Below are 16,065 nucleotides of genomic sequence, written 5' to 3' on the forward strand. Positions count from 1 at the left end.
GTCAGTGATCAGTCGCGCGGGCGCCGCGCCGGGCGGCCGCGTACCTCCCAGCCGCCATCGCTCTGCAGGATGGCAGCCGTGGTGGCCGGCGAGTTGGTACGGGAAGCCAGCAGTACGTAGTGGCCGGCGTGGTCCTCCGGCTGCGCGATGAAGCCGAGCGGCACCGCGTCCGCCACGGCATCGCCGAAGCCGGGGATCTCGGAGAGCTTTGACCCTTGCTTGCCCAGCGACTCCGGTCCCTTCAAAGGGGTCACGGTGCCGCCCGGGGCCACGCCGTTGACGCGCACATCCGGCGCCAGTTCGTACGCGAGCTGTTTGATCAGCCCGACGCAGGCGTGCTTCGAGGCCACGTACGCCGGCCCTCCGCCGCCTGCATAGAAGGCCGCGTTGGACAGCGTGAAGATCATGCTGCCGCGGCTTTCGCGCAGCGCGGGCGCTGCCGCATAGGCGGCCAGCAGGTAGCCAAGGACATTGATGTCGAAGACTTCGCGGTAGGTATCGGCCACTTGCTGCCCGTCGGCAAACTTGCGCAGCGGCGCGAAGTAGTCCCACACCCCTGCATTGCCGACCAGCGTATCGAGCTTGCCGAATGCCTTGCGCGTATGGGTCACCGCCTCGGCGTTGGCCTCCGGCGAGCGCACGTCGCCAACCGTGACGGCCACGCGGTCGCCAAACTCTTTGCGCAGGCTGTCGGCGCCGCTTGCATTGCGCACCAGCGCGCCGATCCCCTTCGCGCCTTCATCCAGGAAGCGCCGCACCACCGCCCGTCCGATCCCGGAGTTTGCTCCGGTGACCAGCGCCACATCGTCATTTAGCCAGCCCATGGTCACAGGAAGGTGTTGAGGTTCTTGGACATGAACAGCGACTGTGTAATCACGATCTTGCGACGCGCGATCCGGAAGTCGCCATCCACTACGCGCAGCACATCTTCACGACGGCCCAGCAGGAGATCGTTGTCGGCTTCGCCGCGGCTGCGGTAGTTGACAAAGACCGAATGCACGATGAACTCGTCCTGCGCCGCGCCATGCAGTGCTTCGACGTTGCTGATCACATGCACGTGCCGGGTCGGCGGATCCTCGGCCCACGCCGAGGGCTGCTTGAAACGCGCCACCCGTCGTTCCAGGTCGAGGTGATTGTCATCGAAGAAGGCGCCCCGGCCCGGCGCATAGGCGCCCAGCTTGTCCGCGCGGCGGCGGTTCTCGATCGCCGGCATCCAGTAATGGATGTCGTCCGTCAGCAGCGCCAGCCATTGCTCCCAGGCTTCGCTGTCCAGCAGGCGCGCTTCCCGGAACAGGAACTGCTCGATGCGGTGGGCGGTCTCGCGATCCACCGGTTGTTCGCCCTTCACTGCTGGCAAGGATTGCGGCACCGCGCTCATGCGACCTCCTTGGCGCTGTTCTGGTAGGCGAAAGCGATGTCGTCCAGGCTGGCCTGGTCCCGCGCCGGCACTTCATCCCAGCTGCACGCGCGCATCAGGTCCAGCCAGCGCTGGTAGAACGCGCGGTGGTTGGCCTCGTTCACCTGGTTGCGGTAGACGTTGCCCGGCAGCCCGCTGTCGTCGAGACGCGTGCCGCGGCCCAGGCCCATGTACAGGTCCTGCTGGCGCGTGACGAAGCCCGCATTGGTGCGTGTCGAGAACTCGAAGTTCTCGCCATCATCCATCTCGAACACGCCCGACGGCGAGAAGGTCATCATGGTTCCCTTCAGCCAGCGGTCCTTGATGTCCTGCGGCGCGCTCTTGTTGACGATGGTCCAGGTGTGCAGTTCGATCTTGCCCGGGCCGCGCGGATGCCATACCCGGAAGGTGTTCTGCCCCGGCAGGAAAGACAGGTTCGGGAACACGCTGACCGAGGAGATCGAACCGATCATCTTGGAACGGAACTCGCCCAGGCGTTCGGCCACCTTCGGCTGGATGGTGTACAGGTACTTGCGGATTTCCTTGTCGCCCAGCGTCGCGGCGTTGCCGACCACGTCGAGGTTGAACTCCCAGCCGTGGCCGTTGAAGTTGACGTGGTAGGAATCTGGATCCTTGTAGACCTCGGCAACCGGTCCGCCCAGCATTGCGCGCGCGGCCGAGTCGTGCGTCCACAGCGCATGGTAGATATCGCCGATGAAGTTCTCGACCGGAACCTTCCAGTTGCAGTTGATCACCGACTTCACGCAGCCGCCGACAAACTCCGTGCCCTTTCCGTCCATGTCGAGCATCACGTCGAGGTAGTAGCGGAAGTCGCCCAGGTAAGACTCGAGCGAAGGCGCATCCGGGTCCATGTTGCCGAACACCAGGCCCTTGTAGGTCGCCACCTGTGCCACCGGGTGCAGGCCATGCTCGGCGCGATTCATGCCGCTGTCCTCGAACAGTTCCTGCCCGGCCATGCCGCGCAGCGCGCCGTCGATGCCAAAGGCCCAGCCGTGATAGTTGCAGACGAAGGTCCGGGCATTGCCGGCGTCGGTGAAGTTCAGCTTGTTGCCGCGATGCGGGCAGGTGTTGAGGAACGCCTTGACCGATCCGTCCTTCTGGCGCACGACGATGACGTTGTCTTCCGCCATGTAGGTGGTGACGTAATCGCCGGCCCTCGGGATCTGGGATTCATGCGCCAGGAACAGCCAGCTGCGCGCGAAGATCTTTTCCAGCTCCTGCTCGTAGATGCGGTGGTCCCAGTAAACGCGGCGCGACAGGCGGCCGACGTCAAGGTCGATCAGGCGATCCAGGCCGCTCAGCGGTTCGCTGACGGGGTCTTTCCGCAGGCGTTCGCAGTTGCCTGTGCAGTCGTGTGTCATGGCTCGCTTTCCTCAGATGGCCGACGTTGCGGCTTCGGACTCCTGCTCGAGGTCGGCGTAGATCTCGTCGCCGTCCTCGATCACCTTGTAGGTGCGCAGGTCCACCGTGCAGGGAAATGCCATGGCCTGGCCGGTGGGGATATGGAACTGCCCGTCATGCAGCGGGCAGGCAATCAGGTCGCCGTCGACGATCTCGCCGTCGGACAGCGAGGCGGTCGCATGCGTGCAGACATCGCTGGTGGCATAGAAGATGCCGTCGACGTTGTAGACCGCCAGCGGGCAGCCGTTGGTTTCGACCTTGCACACCTGGCCGGGCTCGAGCGCATCGCGCTTCAGGAGGAATACTTTCTTGCTCATCTCTGCTTTCCGTCTGCGTGCATTACTGCCGGTGCAGTTGCACGAAACCAAGGCCGGTCACCCATTCCGGCACGGCCTCGTAGGCGATCACCTCGCCGCGCGCGCCCTCGAGGGCGCCCATGGCGCAGGCCCAGTTGCGGATTTCCATGCCGCCATTGCCACCGTTGGCGAGGATGTATTCGTCGCTCAGCGCGGCCAGCGCATCCAGGTCGCCGCGCTCGGCGTAGTCCAGGATCTGGCGGTCGAAATCCGGGTTGACACGGCCCATTTCCGCGGTGCCCACCCAGTGGCTGATGCCGCCGCTGCCGATCACCGCCACGCGCTCGCTGGCGTCGAACGACTCCACCGCTTCGCGGATCTGCCGCCCCACTTCGATGGCCCGCGCGATCCGGATGTACGGATCCACGCCGGCAGCCAGGTAGACCGGGACCGTGCCGACCTTGCGGCCGGCTTCGCGCATCGGCTCGACCATCAGCTGGTTCGGGATGGCGATGGCGTGGTCGACCGTCAGGGCGCGGGCGACCGCCCAGTCAATGCCGCGCGCTCGACCGTCCCCCGCGATATGCGACGCCAGGCCTTCACTGTTCGGGATGACCCCGCGCTTCAGGCCCGGCATGGCGTCCAGCGGTCCGTCGACATCGCCCGTGGCGATCAGGTAACTCGGCAGGCAGGTCGTGCCGAACAGCATGTAGTGGTCGGCGCCCACCACGATGACGCTGGTCGGCTCCAGTTCAGCCAGGCGCCGGGCACAGGTGGCGAACGCCCCCCACATACGGTCCTGTACGGCCGGTGCCGGCGCCTGCGGCGCTACGAACATGACCGGGTCATGCGGCACCAGGAAGCCGCCTACGATTTGTCCCATCTCTGTTCACCTATTGCTTCAGGGCAGCGCTGTGGAGCGCCTCGGACGCGCCCACCGGGCGCAGCTTCTTCATGTAGGCGCGCATGTCGCGCTCGGGCGAGAGTTCCTGCCAGAACCCCATGGTCAGCATGGGGTTCACGCCGGCCTGCTGCAGCCCGAGCACGTCAAAGCCAGTCAGCATCGCGCGCTCGGCCTCGGTCAGCGCAAAGCGCTGCAGGAAGGCCTGCGGGTCTTCGCGGAAACGCTGCTTGGCGGACCGGTCCACGGTCAGCTGGTGCAGCACCCGCTCGAGTACGTTGCGGCTCATGGCGTCAGGCGATGAAGTCGGAGACCAGCTTGAGGAAGTCGGCGCGGCGCTCGGTCTGGACCCAGTGCCCGCAACGGCCGAACAGGTGCAGGTCGGCATTCGGGATGGCGCGCGCCAGCAGCTGGCCGCAGGCTGGCGGCACCACGCGGTCTTCGCGGCCGTGCAGCACCAGCGTGGGTGCCTCGATCCTGGACACCACATGCTCGGGGAAGCCCTTGACGAGGGTCGGGCCCTCCGCATTCGGCTGCGGGATCAGCTTGCGCAGCGCCTCCTGGGCGCCGGGACGCGCGCTGGCCTCATAACGCGACTGCACCATTTCCGGCGTGATGATCGACTGGTCATACGGGAACAGGCGCATGGTCTTTTCCATGTTTTCCAGCGACGGCTCGTATTCCCAGGCCGAGCGCAGCCCTGGGGTCTGCTCGAACTCGCCGGCCGGCGTGCCCAGCAGCACCAGCTTCTCGACCCGCTTCGGGTCGAACACCGCCAGGCCCAGCGACAACGCGCCGCCGAACGAGTTGCCCACGAACGAGGCGCGCTCGATATCCAGCGCGTCCATGATCCCGACCAGGTGGCTGACCCACAGCTTGATGTCGTATCTGGTGCCGTCCTTGAACTCGGTAAAGCCGAAGCCGGCGATGTCCGGCACGATCACGCGGAACGACTGCGCCAGCTCGTTCATCACGCCCTTCCAGTTGCCCCAGCCGGACACCCCCGGACCCGAACCGTGCAGCAAGAACAAAGGCTTGCCCGATCCCTGGTCGAAGTAATTGGTCTGGTGGCCAGCGGCAACCAGGGTCGAACCCACACCTCCAAACTTGCCCATCGCGTTTCTCCATACACATACGTATGTGTATGGTATGGAGTGAGTTGATCCAGGTCAAGAACGAATACAGGCAAAAAGCATGAGGGTTTACGCGCAATGCACCGGCTTGCCGACCATACACAAGTGCATTTCCACGCAGTAGTAGAATCGTGCACATTGCATATGGAGAACCTGATGACGAAAGCCACGCCAGGTGCGGCAGCCCCTGCGCGCAACCAACTGACGCCTGAGGACTGGATCAAGGCCGCCCGCAACCTGCTGGTGAGCCGGAGCGTGGACGCGGTCCGGGTGGAGGTCCTGTCAAAGGAACTTGCCGTCACGCGCGGCAGCTTCTACTGGCATTTCAAGGATCGCGACGACCTGCTGCGCCGGATGCTCGAATCCTGGCGCGACGAGGCCACGGAGCAGATCATCTATCGCTTTGAACGTCGCAACCTGACCCCGCGCGACCTGATCCGCGACCTGCTGTCGCTGCCGTTCCGGGGCGTGCCGGCGCAGGAGGCGGCGTCGACGGAACTGGCCATCCGCGCCTGGGCGCGCCGCGACGAGCGCGTGCGCCAGGTGCTGGACGAGGTCGATGCCAAGCGGCTCTCTTATATTTCCCAGTGCTTCAGCGCGTTGGGGTTCGGCATTGCCGAGGCGAGGGCACGGGCGTTTGCACTATACAGTTATGAACTGTCGGAGTCCCTGCTTTCGCACCAGGGTACCGACGAGCAGAAGGCGGAGCGCCGGGCGTTCATGGAGAAGCTGCTGCTGACGCCGAATTAACCGCACGCGGAAAAAAACGACCCGCTCGAAGGCGGGTCGCAAGGTCCAGGAGACCACTGAAGCGAAACCTCAGAACGAGCGCGGCATCCCCAGGATGTGCTCGCCGACGTAGGAAAGAATCAGGTTCGTCGAGATCGGCGCCACTTGGTAGAGGCGGGTTTCACGGAACTTGCGCTCGACGTCGTACTCCGCCGCGAAGCCAAAGCCGCCGTGATACTGCAGGCAGGCATTGGCCGCTTCCCACGACGCATCAGCCGCCAGCAACTTGGCCATGTTGGCTTCGGCGCCGCACGGCTGGTGCGCATCGAACAGCTTCGCCGCCTTGAATCGCATCAGGTTGGCCGCTTCCACGTTGACGAAGGCCTTGGCGATGGGGAACTGCACGCCCTGGTTCTGGCCGATCGGCCGGCCGAAGACGATGCGCTCGTTCACGTACTTGGTCACCTTGTCGATAAACCAGTAGCCGTCGCCGATGCACTCGGCGGCAATCAGCGTGCGCTCGGCGTTGAGCCCGTCGAGGATGTACTTGAAGCCCTTGCCTTCCTCGCCGATCAGGTTCTCCGCCGGGATTTCCAGGTTGTCGAAGAACAGCTCATTGGTCTCGTGGTTGACCATGTTGATGATGGGCTGGACCGTCAGGCCCTTGCCGATGGCCTCGCGCAGGTCGACCAGGAAGATCGACATGCCTTCCGACTTCTTCTTGCACTCGGCCAGCGGCGTGGTGCGGGCCAGCAGGATCATGAGGTCCGAATGCTGGACGCGCGAGATCCACACCTTCTGGCCGTTGACGACATACTTGTCGCCCTTGCGCACGGCGGTGGTCTTGATCTTGGTCGTGTCGGTGCCGGTGGTCGGCTCGGTCACGGCCATCGATTGCAGGCGCAGTTCGCCGCTGGCGATCTTGGGCAGGTACAGCTTCTTCTGTTCGGCCGAGCCATGGCGCAGCAGCGTGCCCATGTTGTACATCTGGCCGTGGCAGGCGCCCGAGTTACCGCCGGCACGGTTGATTTCTTCCATGATGACGGACGCCTGGGTCAGGCCCAGGCCCGAGCCGCCATACTCCTCCGGGATCAGCGCAGCCAGCCAGCCGGCGGCGGTCAGCGCATTCACGAACTCTTCAGGGTAGCCCCGGACCTCGTCAATCTTGCGGAAGTACTCCGACGAGAACTGGCCGCACAGATCGCGCACGGCTTCACGGATTTCCTGGTATTCATCGATTCTGTTCTGCACAGCCTTGTCTCCAAAAATCTTTGCGGGGTTAGTTCAGTTCAGCGGTCGCGCTCATCGCGAGGGCGCCATCTTCATGGCGGATCCACAGCTCGACGGTCTTGCCGTCCTCGCTGCGCTTGCCGCAGACGAAAATGCGCTGCGGCACGAAGGTCGGTCGCACGCCCCGGAACGAGAAGCTCTTGACCACTGCGTCCGGCAGGTTCTTGCGCACCAGTTCGAGCAGCAGCATCGCCTGCAGCGGGCCGTGGACGATCAGGTCCGGGTAGTGCTCGACCGCGGTTACGTATTGCTTGTCGTAATGGATGCGATGGCCGTTGAAAGTCAGCGCTGAGAAACGGAACAGCAGCACCGGGTCGGTCGCCACCTCGTGCACCCATTCTTCGCCAGTCGGCGCCGGCACCGGCTCCGGGGCGGGCGCGTTCGGCGTTGCGTTCTCGCGGTAGACGATGTCGTGTTCTTCGGTGACCGCCAGTCCGTTGCCGCCGTAGTACTTGTGCTCCACCGTCACAAAGGCCAGCGAGCCGCTGCGTCCGCTCTTGGCGCTGACATCGAGGATGCGCGACACCTTGGACGCGGCATCGCCGATGCGCAGCGGCTGGTGGAACCAGAGACGGCCGCCGGCCCACATGCGGCGCGGCAGCGGCACCGGCGGCAGGAAGCCGCCGCGGCTTGCATGACCGTCCGCACCGATTTCGGACTGCCGGTGCAGCGGCAGGAAATAGAGCCAGTGCCAGAGCGGCGCGATGGCGTCACCGCGAACGGGCGCCGGGTCATCGTAGTCAAGCGTCGCCGCGAGCGCCTTGACGGGAAACGCCGTGACCTCGTCCTGGCTTTCGGTCGTCTTCCCGACCCATTCTTTCAACTTCACAACGTCCATCGCGTCTCTCTGTGGTCTGATTGCCTGGGCTCCACTATGCACGGTGCCGCCGCCGCTTCCAATTCGAAAGTTCGGAACGAGCCATTCGCTTCGACAGAAAGCACTGGGACTGCCGCATATCCGAATGCAGTGTTCGGAATAAACGGATTTACTGCGCATCAAAGTGCAGCGAGCATCTGGGCACGACAGAGCGTTGAACTGCTTTCCATGCAAGTCCAGATTCGTTGCCGCAGCCGTGTGTCCCTGCATCGGCTCATCCCGGCCTTCCCTTTGCGGATTACCGCGTCCCGCGGACAGCACATACTCGCCGCGCGCGGCTTCTCACGCACCCTGCGCGAAGGCCAGACCGTCAGCATTCCCGCCTTCGCGTCCATCGACCTGCACCTGGCGGGCAGCCTGTTCAGCCCCAGCGCGTGCGACCTCGTGCTGGACGACGCCGCGGTGGACCTGCGCACCGTCATGAAGGTCGGGACAACGGCTCCCAAGGTCGAGTACCTGCGGGAACTGATCTCCGGGACCGTGTTCCACCACCCGCAGCAGGAGTGGAATGCGCGGGTGATGGCCAGCGCACTCCAGACCACACCGGACAGGATCCGCACCGCGCTGTTCCGGCAGGGAGCCGCCTTTACCCAGATCTGCCGGACGCAGCGTCTGATGCGGGCGCTGTTCGAGTCGATCCGGTGCAACCTGTCCGTGGCCGACCTGAAAGCGCGCGTGGGCTGGGCGGACAGCCAGGACCTGGAAGCGTCCTTCTACGACTGGTTCGGCGTCTCCCTGCAGACGGTTTCGCGCCTGCGGGAAGACAGCCTTTAGGGCCGCTAACGGACTATTGCAGCTCGATCAGCAACTGGCCGGCCCGAACCAGCGTACCGCGCTGGACCAGGATGCTCTTCACGACGCCACCGGCCTCGGCGACGACGCTGGTCTCCATCTTCATCGCCTCGATGGCTGCCAGCGTGTCGCCCTTGGCGACAGTCTGGCCCGGACTGACCCCCACCGAAATCACGCTGCCCTGCATCGGCGAGGCCACCTGCATCGGGTCATTCGCATTCGCCATGCGCTCAGCCTGGGCAGCCTTGCCTTCCTGGCGCTTCAATGCGCGGATCGGGCGCGGCTGGCCGTTGACATCGAAGTACATGCGCACGCCGCCTTGCGCATCCGCCTCGGCCTGGGCGTTCAGGCCTACGTACAGCGTCTTGCCCTTCTCGAGCTCGACCGCAATCTCCTGGCCGGCTTCCAGGCCATAGAAAAACACGGGCGTCGGCAGGATGGAGACATCGTCGTACTGCTCCTGGTGCGCGCAGAAATCCTTGAAGACTTTCGGATACATCAGCCAGGAGGCGAGGTCGTTGTCGGACAGGGACCGGCCAACCTCACCTTCCGCCTGCTTGCGGGCCCCTTCCAGGTCGACCGCCGGGATATGCGCGCCGGCCCTGCCCTCGATCGGCGCGGCGCCGCGCAGCAGCTTCTTCTGCAGCGCTTCAGGAAAGCCATCCGCCGGATAGCCCATCTCGCCCCGGCACATCGAGATGACGGAGTCCGGTACCGAGACCGCCTTGGCCGGGTCGAGGATATCGGCCGTCGACAGCTTGTTGGCGACCAGGTGCAGCGCCATGTCGCCCACGACCTTGGACGATGGCGTCACCTTGACGATGTCGCCGAACATCACATTGACGTCGGCATAGGCCTGCGCGACCTCTGGCCATTGCGACGCCAGCCCCAGCGAGCGCGCTTGCTCGCGCAGGTTGGTGTACTGGCCGCCCGGCATTTCATGCCGGTAGACGTCCGACGTGCCGGCGCACATGTCCGCCTCGAAGGGCTCGTAGTTCCTGCGCACGGACTCCCAGTAGGTGCAGAACGGCTGCAGGTCACGGTAGCCGACCGCGGGCTTGCGTGCGCTGTGCTCGAGCGCCGCGCAGATGGCGCCGAGGCTGGGCTGCGAAGTGAGCCCGCTCATCGAGTCCATGGCACCATCCACGGCGTCGACGCCGGCATCGACCGCCGCCAGCACGGAGGCCACCGAGGCACCGCTGGTATCGTGCGTATGGAAGTGGACCGGCAGGCCGACCTCCTCCTTCAACGCCTTCACCAGCGCGTGGACTGCCTGCGGGCGGCACACGCCGGCCATGTCCTTGAGGCCCAGGACGTGCACGCCTGCCTTCTCGAGCGCCTTGGCCAGTTCGACGTAGTAGCGGATGTCGTACTTGGCGCGCGAGCGGTCAAACAGATCGCCCGTATAGCAGATGGTGCCCTCGCACAGCGCCCCGGTGTCGAGCACCGCATCGATCGCCACGCGCATGTTCTCGACCCAGTTGAAGGAGTCGAACACGCGGAACAGGTCAACCCCGCTGGCGGCAGCCCGCTTGACGAAGTACTGGACCACGTTGTCCGCGTAGTTCGTATAGCCGACCGCGTTGGAGCCGCGCAGCAGCATCTGGAACAGGATATTGGGGACGGCCTCGCGCAGCGCTTCCAGCCTTTGCCACGGATCTTCCTTCAGGAACCGCATCGCCACGTCGAAAGTGGCCCCGCCCCAGCACTCCATCGAGAACAGGCCCGGCAACTGCCGCGCGTAGTACGGAGCGATGGCGGTCATGTCGCCGGTCCGCATCCGAGTCGCCAGCAGCGACTGGTGGGCGTCGCGCATGGTGGTGTCGGTCAGCAGGACGGCCTTGCTCGCCTTCATCCATTCGGCAAACGCCCGCGGTCAGATGTTCGACAGCCGCGTACGCGTGCCTTCCGGAACCACGGCGGCAGGGTCGGTAGCCGGCAGCGGATGCGACAGCACGATCCGGGAGGGCGCGGCGCGCCCCTTGACGTCCGGGTTGCCGTTGACATTGGCGTCGGCGATAAAGTTCAGCAGCTTGGTCGCCCGGTCCCGGCGCTGGCGGAAGTTGAACAGCTCGGGCGTGTTGTCGATAAAGCGCGTGGTACAGCGCCCCGAGCGGAATTCCTCGTGCTCGATCACGTTCTCGAGGAAGGCCAGGTTGGTGGCCACGCCGCGAACGCGGAACTCGCGCAACGCGCGGCTCATACGCTCGTTGGCCTCGCCGGCATCGCGCCCCTTGCACGTCACCTTGACCAGCAACGAGTCGTAGTAAGGCGTCACCACGGCCCCGGTATAGGCGGTGCCGGCGTCCAACCGGATGCCGAAACCGGCGGCGCTGCGATAGGCGGTCACCTTGCCGTGGTCCGGCGCGAAGCCGTTCTCCGGATCTTCAGTGGTTACGCGGCACTGGACGGCGTGCCCGCGCAACCTGATCTCCTCCTGGCGTGGCACGGACGAAGCGGCATCCCCGATCTGCGCGCCTTCCGTGATGCGGATCTGCGCCTTCACGATATCGACCCCGGTGACTTCCTCGGTCACCGTGTGCTCGACCTGGACGCGGGGATTGACTTCGATGAAGTAGAAATCCTCCGTGTCGGCGTCCATCAGGAACTCGACCGTACCCGCATGTGTGTACGAGACGGCCCTGGCGAGCTTGAGCGCTTCCCCGCACAGCGCCTGGCGCCTGACATCGTCCAAGTAAGGGGCCGGCGCCCGCTCGACCACCTTCTGGTTGCGCCGCTGCACCGAGCAATCGCGCTCAAACAGGTGGACGATATTGCCGTGGGTGTCGCCCAGGATCTGCACCTCGACATGCTTGGCCCGCGCAATGAACTTCTCGAGATAGACCTCGTCGTTGCCGAAGGCGGCCCTGGCTTCGCGCCGCGCCGCGGCAATGGCGTCCGCCAGGTCGGCTTCCTTGTGGATGGCGCGCATGCCGCGACCGCCACCGCCCCAACTCGCCTTGAGCATCAGCGGATAGCCGATCTCCGCTGCCAGCTTGCCGGCCTGCGCCAGGTCATTGGGGAGCGCACCGGTGGCGGGCACCACCGGCACTCCCACCCGCTGCGCCAGTTCGCGTGCGGCAACCTTGTTGCCCAGCTCCCGCATCACCTCGGGCTTCGGGCCGATAAACGCGATGCCTTCCTGCGCACAGCGCTCGGCGAAGTCCGGATTCTCGGAGAGGAAGCCGTAGCCCGGATGGATGGCATCCACGCCCGCCCCCTTGGCCACGCGCAGGATATCTTCGATATCGAGATACGCGTCGACGGGCTTCTTGCCCTGGCCGACCAGGTAGCTTTCGTCAGCCTTGAAGCGATGCTGCGCGAAGCGGTCCTGGTAGGAATAGATGGCGACGGTGCGGATGCCAAGCTCACTGGCTGCGCGCATCACGCGAATGGCGATCTCGCCTCGGTTGGCGATCAGGAGACTGCGGATTTTCTTCATCTTGCTTGTAGGAACCCAGGAATCTTGGAATTTACTCGCGCCTGTCAGGAGGTGCCTCGACCGGCTTGCCTCAGCAGGTCCGCAGCACGTGCGATCACGGGCGCGTCTACCATTTCGCCATCCAGCTGGAACGCACCGGGGCTCGACTTTGCGCCATCGATGACCCGCTGCGCCCACGCCAGTTGTGCTTCGGTAGGCCGGTATGCCGCGTTGACCTCCGCTACCTGCGCCGGATGGATGCAAAGCTTTGCGCCGAATCCCAGCCGGCGGCCACGGGTGCTGGCAGCGCGCAGTTCATCCACATCGGAGATGGAGACCGTTACCCCGTCCACCGGCGCGGCAATGCCCGCGGCCCGGGAGGCCAGGACCAGCATGGAGCGGAAGAAGAGCAGTTCCTGGTCGTCCCCTTCGATACCCAGTTCCGTGCGGAAATCCACGGTGCCGAAGATCAGGCGCTCGACGCCCGGCGCGGCGGCGATTTCCGCCACGTTGGTCATGCCGGCGGCAGTCTCGATCAGCGGCAGAACTTTGATTTCCGGCGGCAGGTGTTTCGCGACCTCGCCGATTTGCGCCGCGCTCTCCGCCTTGGGCAGCACGACGCCCTGCACGCCTGGCTTCAGGCAGGCGCGCACGTCATCCTCGAACCATTTCGTCTGCGTGGCGTTGATGCGGACCAGGCCGGTGCCGCCTGCGGCAAGGTAGTCCGCCAGCAGTTGCCTGGCGCGGTCCTTGTCGCTCTCAGAGACGGCATCCTCCAGGTCCAGGATGACGCGATCGGCGCCCGATGCATGGGCCTTGGCAAAGCGCTCCGGCCGGTTGGCGGGAACGAAGAGGTAGGAGCGGGCGATAGCGGTGGTGGTCATGGGAGCACTGTCTGGCAGATAGGCGAGCGCCTCCCCCGGCCTTCAGATGGCCGCGAAGAGGCGGAGTAGGGAACGGCCGCGGTCCGGCCGGGGGATCAGATGGCGCCTTCGGTGCGCAGGCGCGACACGTCGTCGGTGGTGTAGCCGAGTTCGCGCAGGATGTCTTCGCTGTGTTCGCCCAGGGCCGGGATGGCGTCCATGCGCGGGTCGAAGGCATTTGGCATGCCGGGCGGCAACAGTGCCGGAATCACGCCCACCGGCGACGAAACCGACGTCCACCGCTCGCGTGCCTTGAGCTGCGGGTGGTTCCAGACATCGCGCATGTCGTTCATGCGGGCGTTGGCGATCTGGGCGCGCTCCAGGCGCTCGACCACCTGGTCGATGGTCAGCGCGGAGAAGACATCGGTGATGATCTGCGTCAGCTCCTCGCGGCTCTTGGCGCGCAGGGAGTTGGTGACGAAGCGCGCGTCGGTGGCGAGCTCCGGCCGTTCCAGCACGACCCGGCAGAACGCCTCCCACTCGCGCTCGTTCTGCAGGCCGAGGATGATGGTCTTGCCATCGCCGGCCGTGAACGGGCCATAGGGGAAGATGGTCGCATGCGAGGCGCCGGCGCGCGGCGGCGGCGTGGCGCCGTCGAAGGCGTAGTAGAGGGGATAGCTCATCCACTCGACCATGCTTTCCAGCATCGATACGTCGATATGGGCGCCCTTGCCCGTCTTGCCGCGCTGCAGCAGGGCCGCCAGGATATTGGTGTACGCATACATGCCGGCGGCGATGTCCGCGATCGAGCAGCCTGCCTTGGACGGGCTCTCCGGCGTGCCGGTGATGGAGACGAAGCCGGACTCGGCCTGGATCAGCAGGTCATAGGCCTTCTTGTCCCGGTAGGGACCGTCGTTGCCATAGCCGGAGATATCGCAGACGACGATGCCGGGATAGCGCTGCGACAGAGCTTCATAGGACAGGCCGAGGCGATCGGCGGCGCCCGGTGCCAGGTTCTGGACCAGCACGTCCGCCTTGTCCAGGATCTTCTGCAGGATGGCCGGCGCTTCCTGGTGTTTCAGGTCCAGCGCAAGGCTCTCCTTGGAGCGATTGGTCCAGGCGAAGTGCGACGACATGCCGTCCACTCTCTCGTCATAGCCGCGGGCAAAGTCGCCGACCTTGGGCCGTTCGATCTTGATCACGCGCGCGCCCAGGTCGGCGAGCTGGCGGGTACAGAACGGCGCAGCGATTGCATGCTCCAGGGAAACCACGGTAATGCCATCGAGGGGACGCATAACAGCCTTTTTCGAGAGAGGTAGCGTTCGAACTGCCTTTGCAGGAACAAACGACCGGGATTGGGTGCGCGACGCGAGTTCGCCTGCCAGCAAGTCTCCCAGCGCTTGGAGAGTCGGTAAATCTCGTTTTCTCGAAGCGGCCGTTCGTCTGCGGCGAAAGCACGGGCGTCCGGGACCGGCATGACCCGGTTTGCGACATATGTGACGCCTTGATACAGTTGAGGCAAGGAGCACATATGCATTTTGACTTTGCCGACCTCAGGCTGTTTGCACGCATTGCCGAGGAAGAAAACCTGTCGCGCGGGGCGAAGAAGGCATTTTTGTCGCCTGCCGCGGCCAGCGCACGACTCAAGGCCCTGGAGGACCAGCTAGGGACCCGCCTGTTCTATCGGGAGAGCAAGGGCCTCGCCCTGACCCCCGCCGGCGAGCGCCTGCTGCGGCATACCCGCGTGATCGAGCGCCAGTTCGAGCATGTCAAAAGCGAATTCGAGGAGTATTCCAAGGACACGGTCGGTCATATCCGCATCTTTGCAAACACCACCGCCGTCACCGAGTTCATGCCCGAGGTCCTGGCGCGCTTCATGGCAGAGCGCCCTGCCGTCACCGTCGACCTGCAGGAACGCCTGACGCGGGACATCATCCGCGGTGTCCTGGATGGCAGCGCGGATCTCGGCATCATCTCCGGGCCGCTGAATTCGGAAGGGCTGGAGGTCATCCATTTCAGTACGGACAAGCTCGTGCTGGCGACACCGGTCGGCCATCCCCTGACCAAGAAGCCAGAACTCTCCTTCGACGACACGCTCGACTACGAGCACGTCAGCCTGCATGAAGGCAGCACCCTGCACGCCTTTCTGACCGAACTGGTACGCGACCAACGGCGCAAGCTCCAGATCCGCATCCAGATCCGGAGCTTTGAAGCCATGTGCCGGATGATCGAGGCCGGCGTCGGCATTGGCGTGGTGCCGCTGTCGGCGGCGTTGCGTCACAAGCAGACGATGAAGATCGAAATCATCGAACTGCACGAACCGTGGGCGATCCGGGAGCGTGCGGTGATCGTGCGGGAACTGGAAGGGTTGCCTGGCTGCGCGAAGGCATTGATCGATGAACTGATCGAAGTGGCGCAGGCGGCGGGCGGGAGCCCGGCCGGACTCAATCTCTGATGTGCAGAATGGCTTCAATCTCCACCGTCATACCATGGGGTAAAGAGTTCACGCCCACGGCTGAGCGAGCATGCATTCCCTTTTCCCCAAATGCCTTGACGAGGATGTCCGAGCAGCCGTCAATGACCTTCGTGTGGCCGCGGAACGTTGTGCCCGCATGAACCATGCCCAATAGCTTGACCACCGCTTCGACGCGACTTAGTTCGCCAACGGCAAGCTTTATCGTTGCAAGCATGTTCAGCGCTGCAAGTTGAGCGTCGGCATACCCGGCAGGCACCTGCTCGTCTGAGTCGAGACGCCCCAATCGGTACGAATTGTCCGGTAACCGAGGGCCGTGCCCCGACAGGTAGAGGGTGTTTCCAAGCAATCGATACGGAATATAGGTACCGTTAGGCGGCAAGGCTACTGGAATCTCGAATCCTAGTTCCGCAAGTCTTTCTTCAGGTTTCATACAAAAAATCTCCGTTGGACTATCTGAAAGTAACGCGTC

15 protein-coding genes and 1 pseudogene are annotated in these 16,065 nt (G+C 64.6%); 3 read left to right on the forward strand and 13 right to left on the reverse strand.

Annotated elements, in window-relative coordinates; all coding sequences use genetic code 11:
- Positions 1-8: 8 nt before the first annotated feature.
- From hcaB to AC10V3_RS29200, 7 genes are read right to left on the reverse strand one after another with little or no spacing between them, the layout of a single operon-like run.
- On the reverse strand, positions 9-824 hold the full coding sequence (gene hcaB / locus AC10V3_RS29170; RefSeq protein ID WP_041681802.1) for a 3-(cis-5,6-dihydroxycyclohexa-1,3-dien-1-yl)propanoate dehydrogenase: 816 nt from the start codon (positions 822-824) through the stop codon (positions 9-11).
- 2 nt (positions 825-826) lie between these two features.
- Positions 827-1,378, reverse strand: a complete 552-nt coding sequence (locus AC10V3_RS29175) for a 3-phenylpropionate/cinnamic acid dioxygenase subunit beta (protein WP_490923835.1) — start codon at positions 1,376-1,378, stop codon at positions 827-829.
- Positions 1,375-2,778 carry an aromatic ring-hydroxylating dioxygenase subunit alpha gene (locus tag AC10V3_RS29180; RefSeq protein ID WP_022538847.1) on the reverse strand — a complete coding sequence of 468 codons (1,404 nt, stop codon included), beginning with the start codon at positions 2,776-2,778 and terminating at the stop codon, positions 1,375-1,377. Before AC10V3_RS29180 ends, AC10V3_RS29175 begins: the two co-directional genes overlap by 4 nt.
- A gap of 12 nt (positions 2,779-2,790) precedes the next feature.
- On the reverse strand, positions 2,791-3,135 hold the full coding sequence (locus AC10V3_RS29185; RefSeq protein WP_022538848.1) for a non-heme iron oxygenase ferredoxin subunit: 345 nt from the start codon (positions 3,133-3,135) through the stop codon (positions 2,791-2,793).
- A gap of 22 nt (positions 3,136-3,157) precedes the next feature.
- Positions 3,158-3,997 carry a DODA-type extradiol aromatic ring-opening family dioxygenase gene (locus tag AC10V3_RS29190; protein WP_022538849.1) on the reverse strand — a complete coding sequence of 280 codons (840 nt, stop codon included), beginning with the start codon at positions 3,995-3,997 and terminating at the stop codon, positions 3,158-3,160.
- A gap of 10 nt (positions 3,998-4,007) precedes the next feature.
- Positions 4,008-4,304, reverse strand: a complete 297-nt coding sequence (locus AC10V3_RS29195) for a hypothetical protein (protein ID WP_022538850.1) — start codon at positions 4,302-4,304, stop codon at positions 4,008-4,010.
- Positions 4,305-4,308: 4 nt separating this feature from the next.
- A complete protein-coding gene (locus AC10V3_RS29200) occupies positions 4,309-5,130 on the reverse strand; it encodes an alpha/beta fold hydrolase (protein ID WP_022538851.1) in 822 nt (273 codons plus the stop codon).
- A 174-nt stretch (positions 5,131-5,304) separates the two neighbouring features.
- Here AC10V3_RS29200 and AC10V3_RS29205 point away from each other — a divergent pair, with 174 nt between their 5' ends.
- Positions 5,305-5,898, forward strand: a complete 594-nt coding sequence (locus AC10V3_RS29205) for a TetR/AcrR family transcriptional regulator (protein WP_349608200.1) — start codon at positions 5,305-5,307, stop codon at positions 5,896-5,898.
- A gap of 69 nt (positions 5,899-5,967) precedes the next feature.
- Here the strand turns inward: AC10V3_RS29205 and AC10V3_RS29210 are convergent, their stop codons facing one another.
- Together AC10V3_RS29210 and AC10V3_RS29215 are read right to left on the reverse strand one after the other, a co-directional pair.
- The gene (locus AC10V3_RS29210) at positions 5,968-7,128 is read right to left on the reverse strand and encodes an acyl-CoA dehydrogenase family protein (RefSeq protein ID WP_022538853.1); all 1,161 of its coding nucleotides are present in this window, start codon (positions 7,126-7,128) and stop codon (positions 5,968-5,970) included.
- 28 nt (positions 7,129-7,156) lie between these two features.
- On the reverse strand, positions 7,157-8,005 hold the full coding sequence (locus tag AC10V3_RS29215; RefSeq protein WP_022538854.1) for an HTD2 family dehydratase: 849 nt from the start codon (positions 8,003-8,005) through the stop codon (positions 7,157-7,159).
- A 207-nt stretch (positions 8,006-8,212) separates the two neighbouring features.
- On the opposite strand from AC10V3_RS29215, the gene AC10V3_RS29220 reads away from it, so the two are divergent.
- Positions 8,213-8,818, forward strand: a complete 606-nt coding sequence (locus tag AC10V3_RS29220; RefSeq protein ID WP_022538855.1) for a helix-turn-helix transcriptional regulator — start codon at positions 8,213-8,215, stop codon at positions 8,816-8,818.
- A gap of 13 nt (positions 8,819-8,831) precedes the next feature.
- On the opposite strand, the pseudogene AC10V3_RS29225 reads toward AC10V3_RS29220, so the two are convergent.
- From AC10V3_RS29225 to AC10V3_RS29235, 3 genes and pseudogenes are all read right to left on the reverse strand, one after another.
- Positions 8,832-12,278 (reverse strand): annotated as a pseudogene (locus AC10V3_RS29225) (pyruvate carboxylase).
- Between the two features lie 44 nt (positions 12,279-12,322).
- Positions 12,323-13,141, reverse strand: a complete 819-nt coding sequence (locus tag AC10V3_RS29230) for an HpcH/HpaI aldolase/citrate lyase family protein (protein ID WP_022538857.1) — start codon at positions 13,139-13,141, stop codon at positions 12,323-12,325.
- 95 nt (positions 13,142-13,236) lie between these two features.
- The gene (locus AC10V3_RS29235) at positions 13,237-14,415 is read right to left on the reverse strand and encodes a CaiB/BaiF CoA transferase family protein (RefSeq protein WP_022538858.1); all 1,179 of its coding nucleotides are present in this window, start codon (positions 14,413-14,415) and stop codon (positions 13,237-13,239) included.
- A gap of 236 nt (positions 14,416-14,651) precedes the next feature.
- On the opposite strand from AC10V3_RS29235, the gene AC10V3_RS29240 reads away from it, so the two are divergent.
- Complete coding sequence (locus AC10V3_RS29240; protein WP_022538859.1) at positions 14,652-15,575, forward strand: LysR family transcriptional regulator; 924 nt, start codon at positions 14,652-14,654, stop codon at positions 15,573-15,575.
- On the opposite strand, the gene AC10V3_RS29245 is transcribed toward AC10V3_RS29240, so the two are convergent.
- A complete protein-coding gene (locus tag AC10V3_RS29245) occupies positions 15,565-16,026 on the reverse strand; it encodes a RidA family protein (protein WP_022538860.1) in 462 nt (153 codons plus the stop codon). The genes AC10V3_RS29240 and AC10V3_RS29245 overlap by 11 nt on opposite strands.
- Positions 16,027-16,065 lie beyond the last annotated feature (39 nt).

This window comes from Cupriavidus sp. PB-02 (genome assembly GCF_058252315.1).

Bases quoted from the DNA above. Each gene is read 5' to 3' on its own strand.
- hcaB (WP_041681802.1), bottom strand. From the start codon at position 824: ATGGGCTGGCTAAATGACGATGTGGCGCTGGTCACCGGAGCAAACTCC.
- AC10V3_RS29175 (WP_490923835.1), bottom strand. From the start codon at position 1,378: ATGAGCGCGGTGCCGCAATCCTTGCCAGCAGTGAAGGGCGAACAACCG.
- AC10V3_RS29180 (WP_022538847.1), bottom strand. From the start codon at position 2,778: ATGACACACGACTGCACAGGCAACTGCGAACGCCTGCGGAAAGACCCC.
- AC10V3_RS29185 (WP_022538848.1), bottom strand. From the start codon at position 3,135: ATGAGCAAGAAAGTATTCCTCCTGAAGCGCGATGCGCTCGAGCCCGGC.
- AC10V3_RS29190 (WP_022538849.1), bottom strand. From the start codon at position 3,997: ATGGGACAAATCGTAGGCGGCTTCCTGGTGCCGCATGACCCGGTCATG.
- AC10V3_RS29195 (WP_022538850.1), bottom strand. From the start codon at position 4,304: ATGAGCCGCAACGTACTCGAGCGGGTGCTGCACCAGCTGACCGTGGAC.
- AC10V3_RS29200 (WP_022538851.1), bottom strand. From the start codon at position 5,130: ATGGGCAAGTTTGGAGGTGTGGGTTCGACCCTGGTTGCCGCTGGCCAC.
- AC10V3_RS29205 (WP_349608200.1), top strand. From the start codon at position 5,305: ATGACGAAAGCCACGCCAGGTGCGGCAGCCCCTGCGCGCAACCAACTG.
- AC10V3_RS29215 (WP_022538854.1), bottom strand. From the start codon at position 8,005: ATGGACGTTGTGAAGTTGAAAGAATGGGTCGGGAAGACGACCGAAAGC.
- AC10V3_RS29220 (WP_022538855.1), top strand. From the start codon at position 8,213: ATGCAAGTCCAGATTCGTTGCCGCAGCCGTGTGTCCCTGCATCGGCTC.
- AC10V3_RS29230 (WP_022538857.1), bottom strand. From the start codon at position 13,141: ATGACCACCACCGCTATCGCCCGCTCCTACCTCTTCGTTCCCGCCAAC.
- AC10V3_RS29235 (WP_022538858.1), bottom strand. From the start codon at position 14,415: ATGCGTCCCCTCGATGGCATTACCGTGGTTTCCCTGGAGCATGCAATC.
- AC10V3_RS29240 (WP_022538859.1), top strand. From the start codon at position 14,652: ATGCATTTTGACTTTGCCGACCTCAGGCTGTTTGCACGCATTGCCGAG.
- AC10V3_RS29245 (WP_022538860.1), bottom strand. From the start codon at position 16,026: ATGAAACCTGAAGAAAGACTTGCGGAACTAGGATTCGAGATTCCAGTA.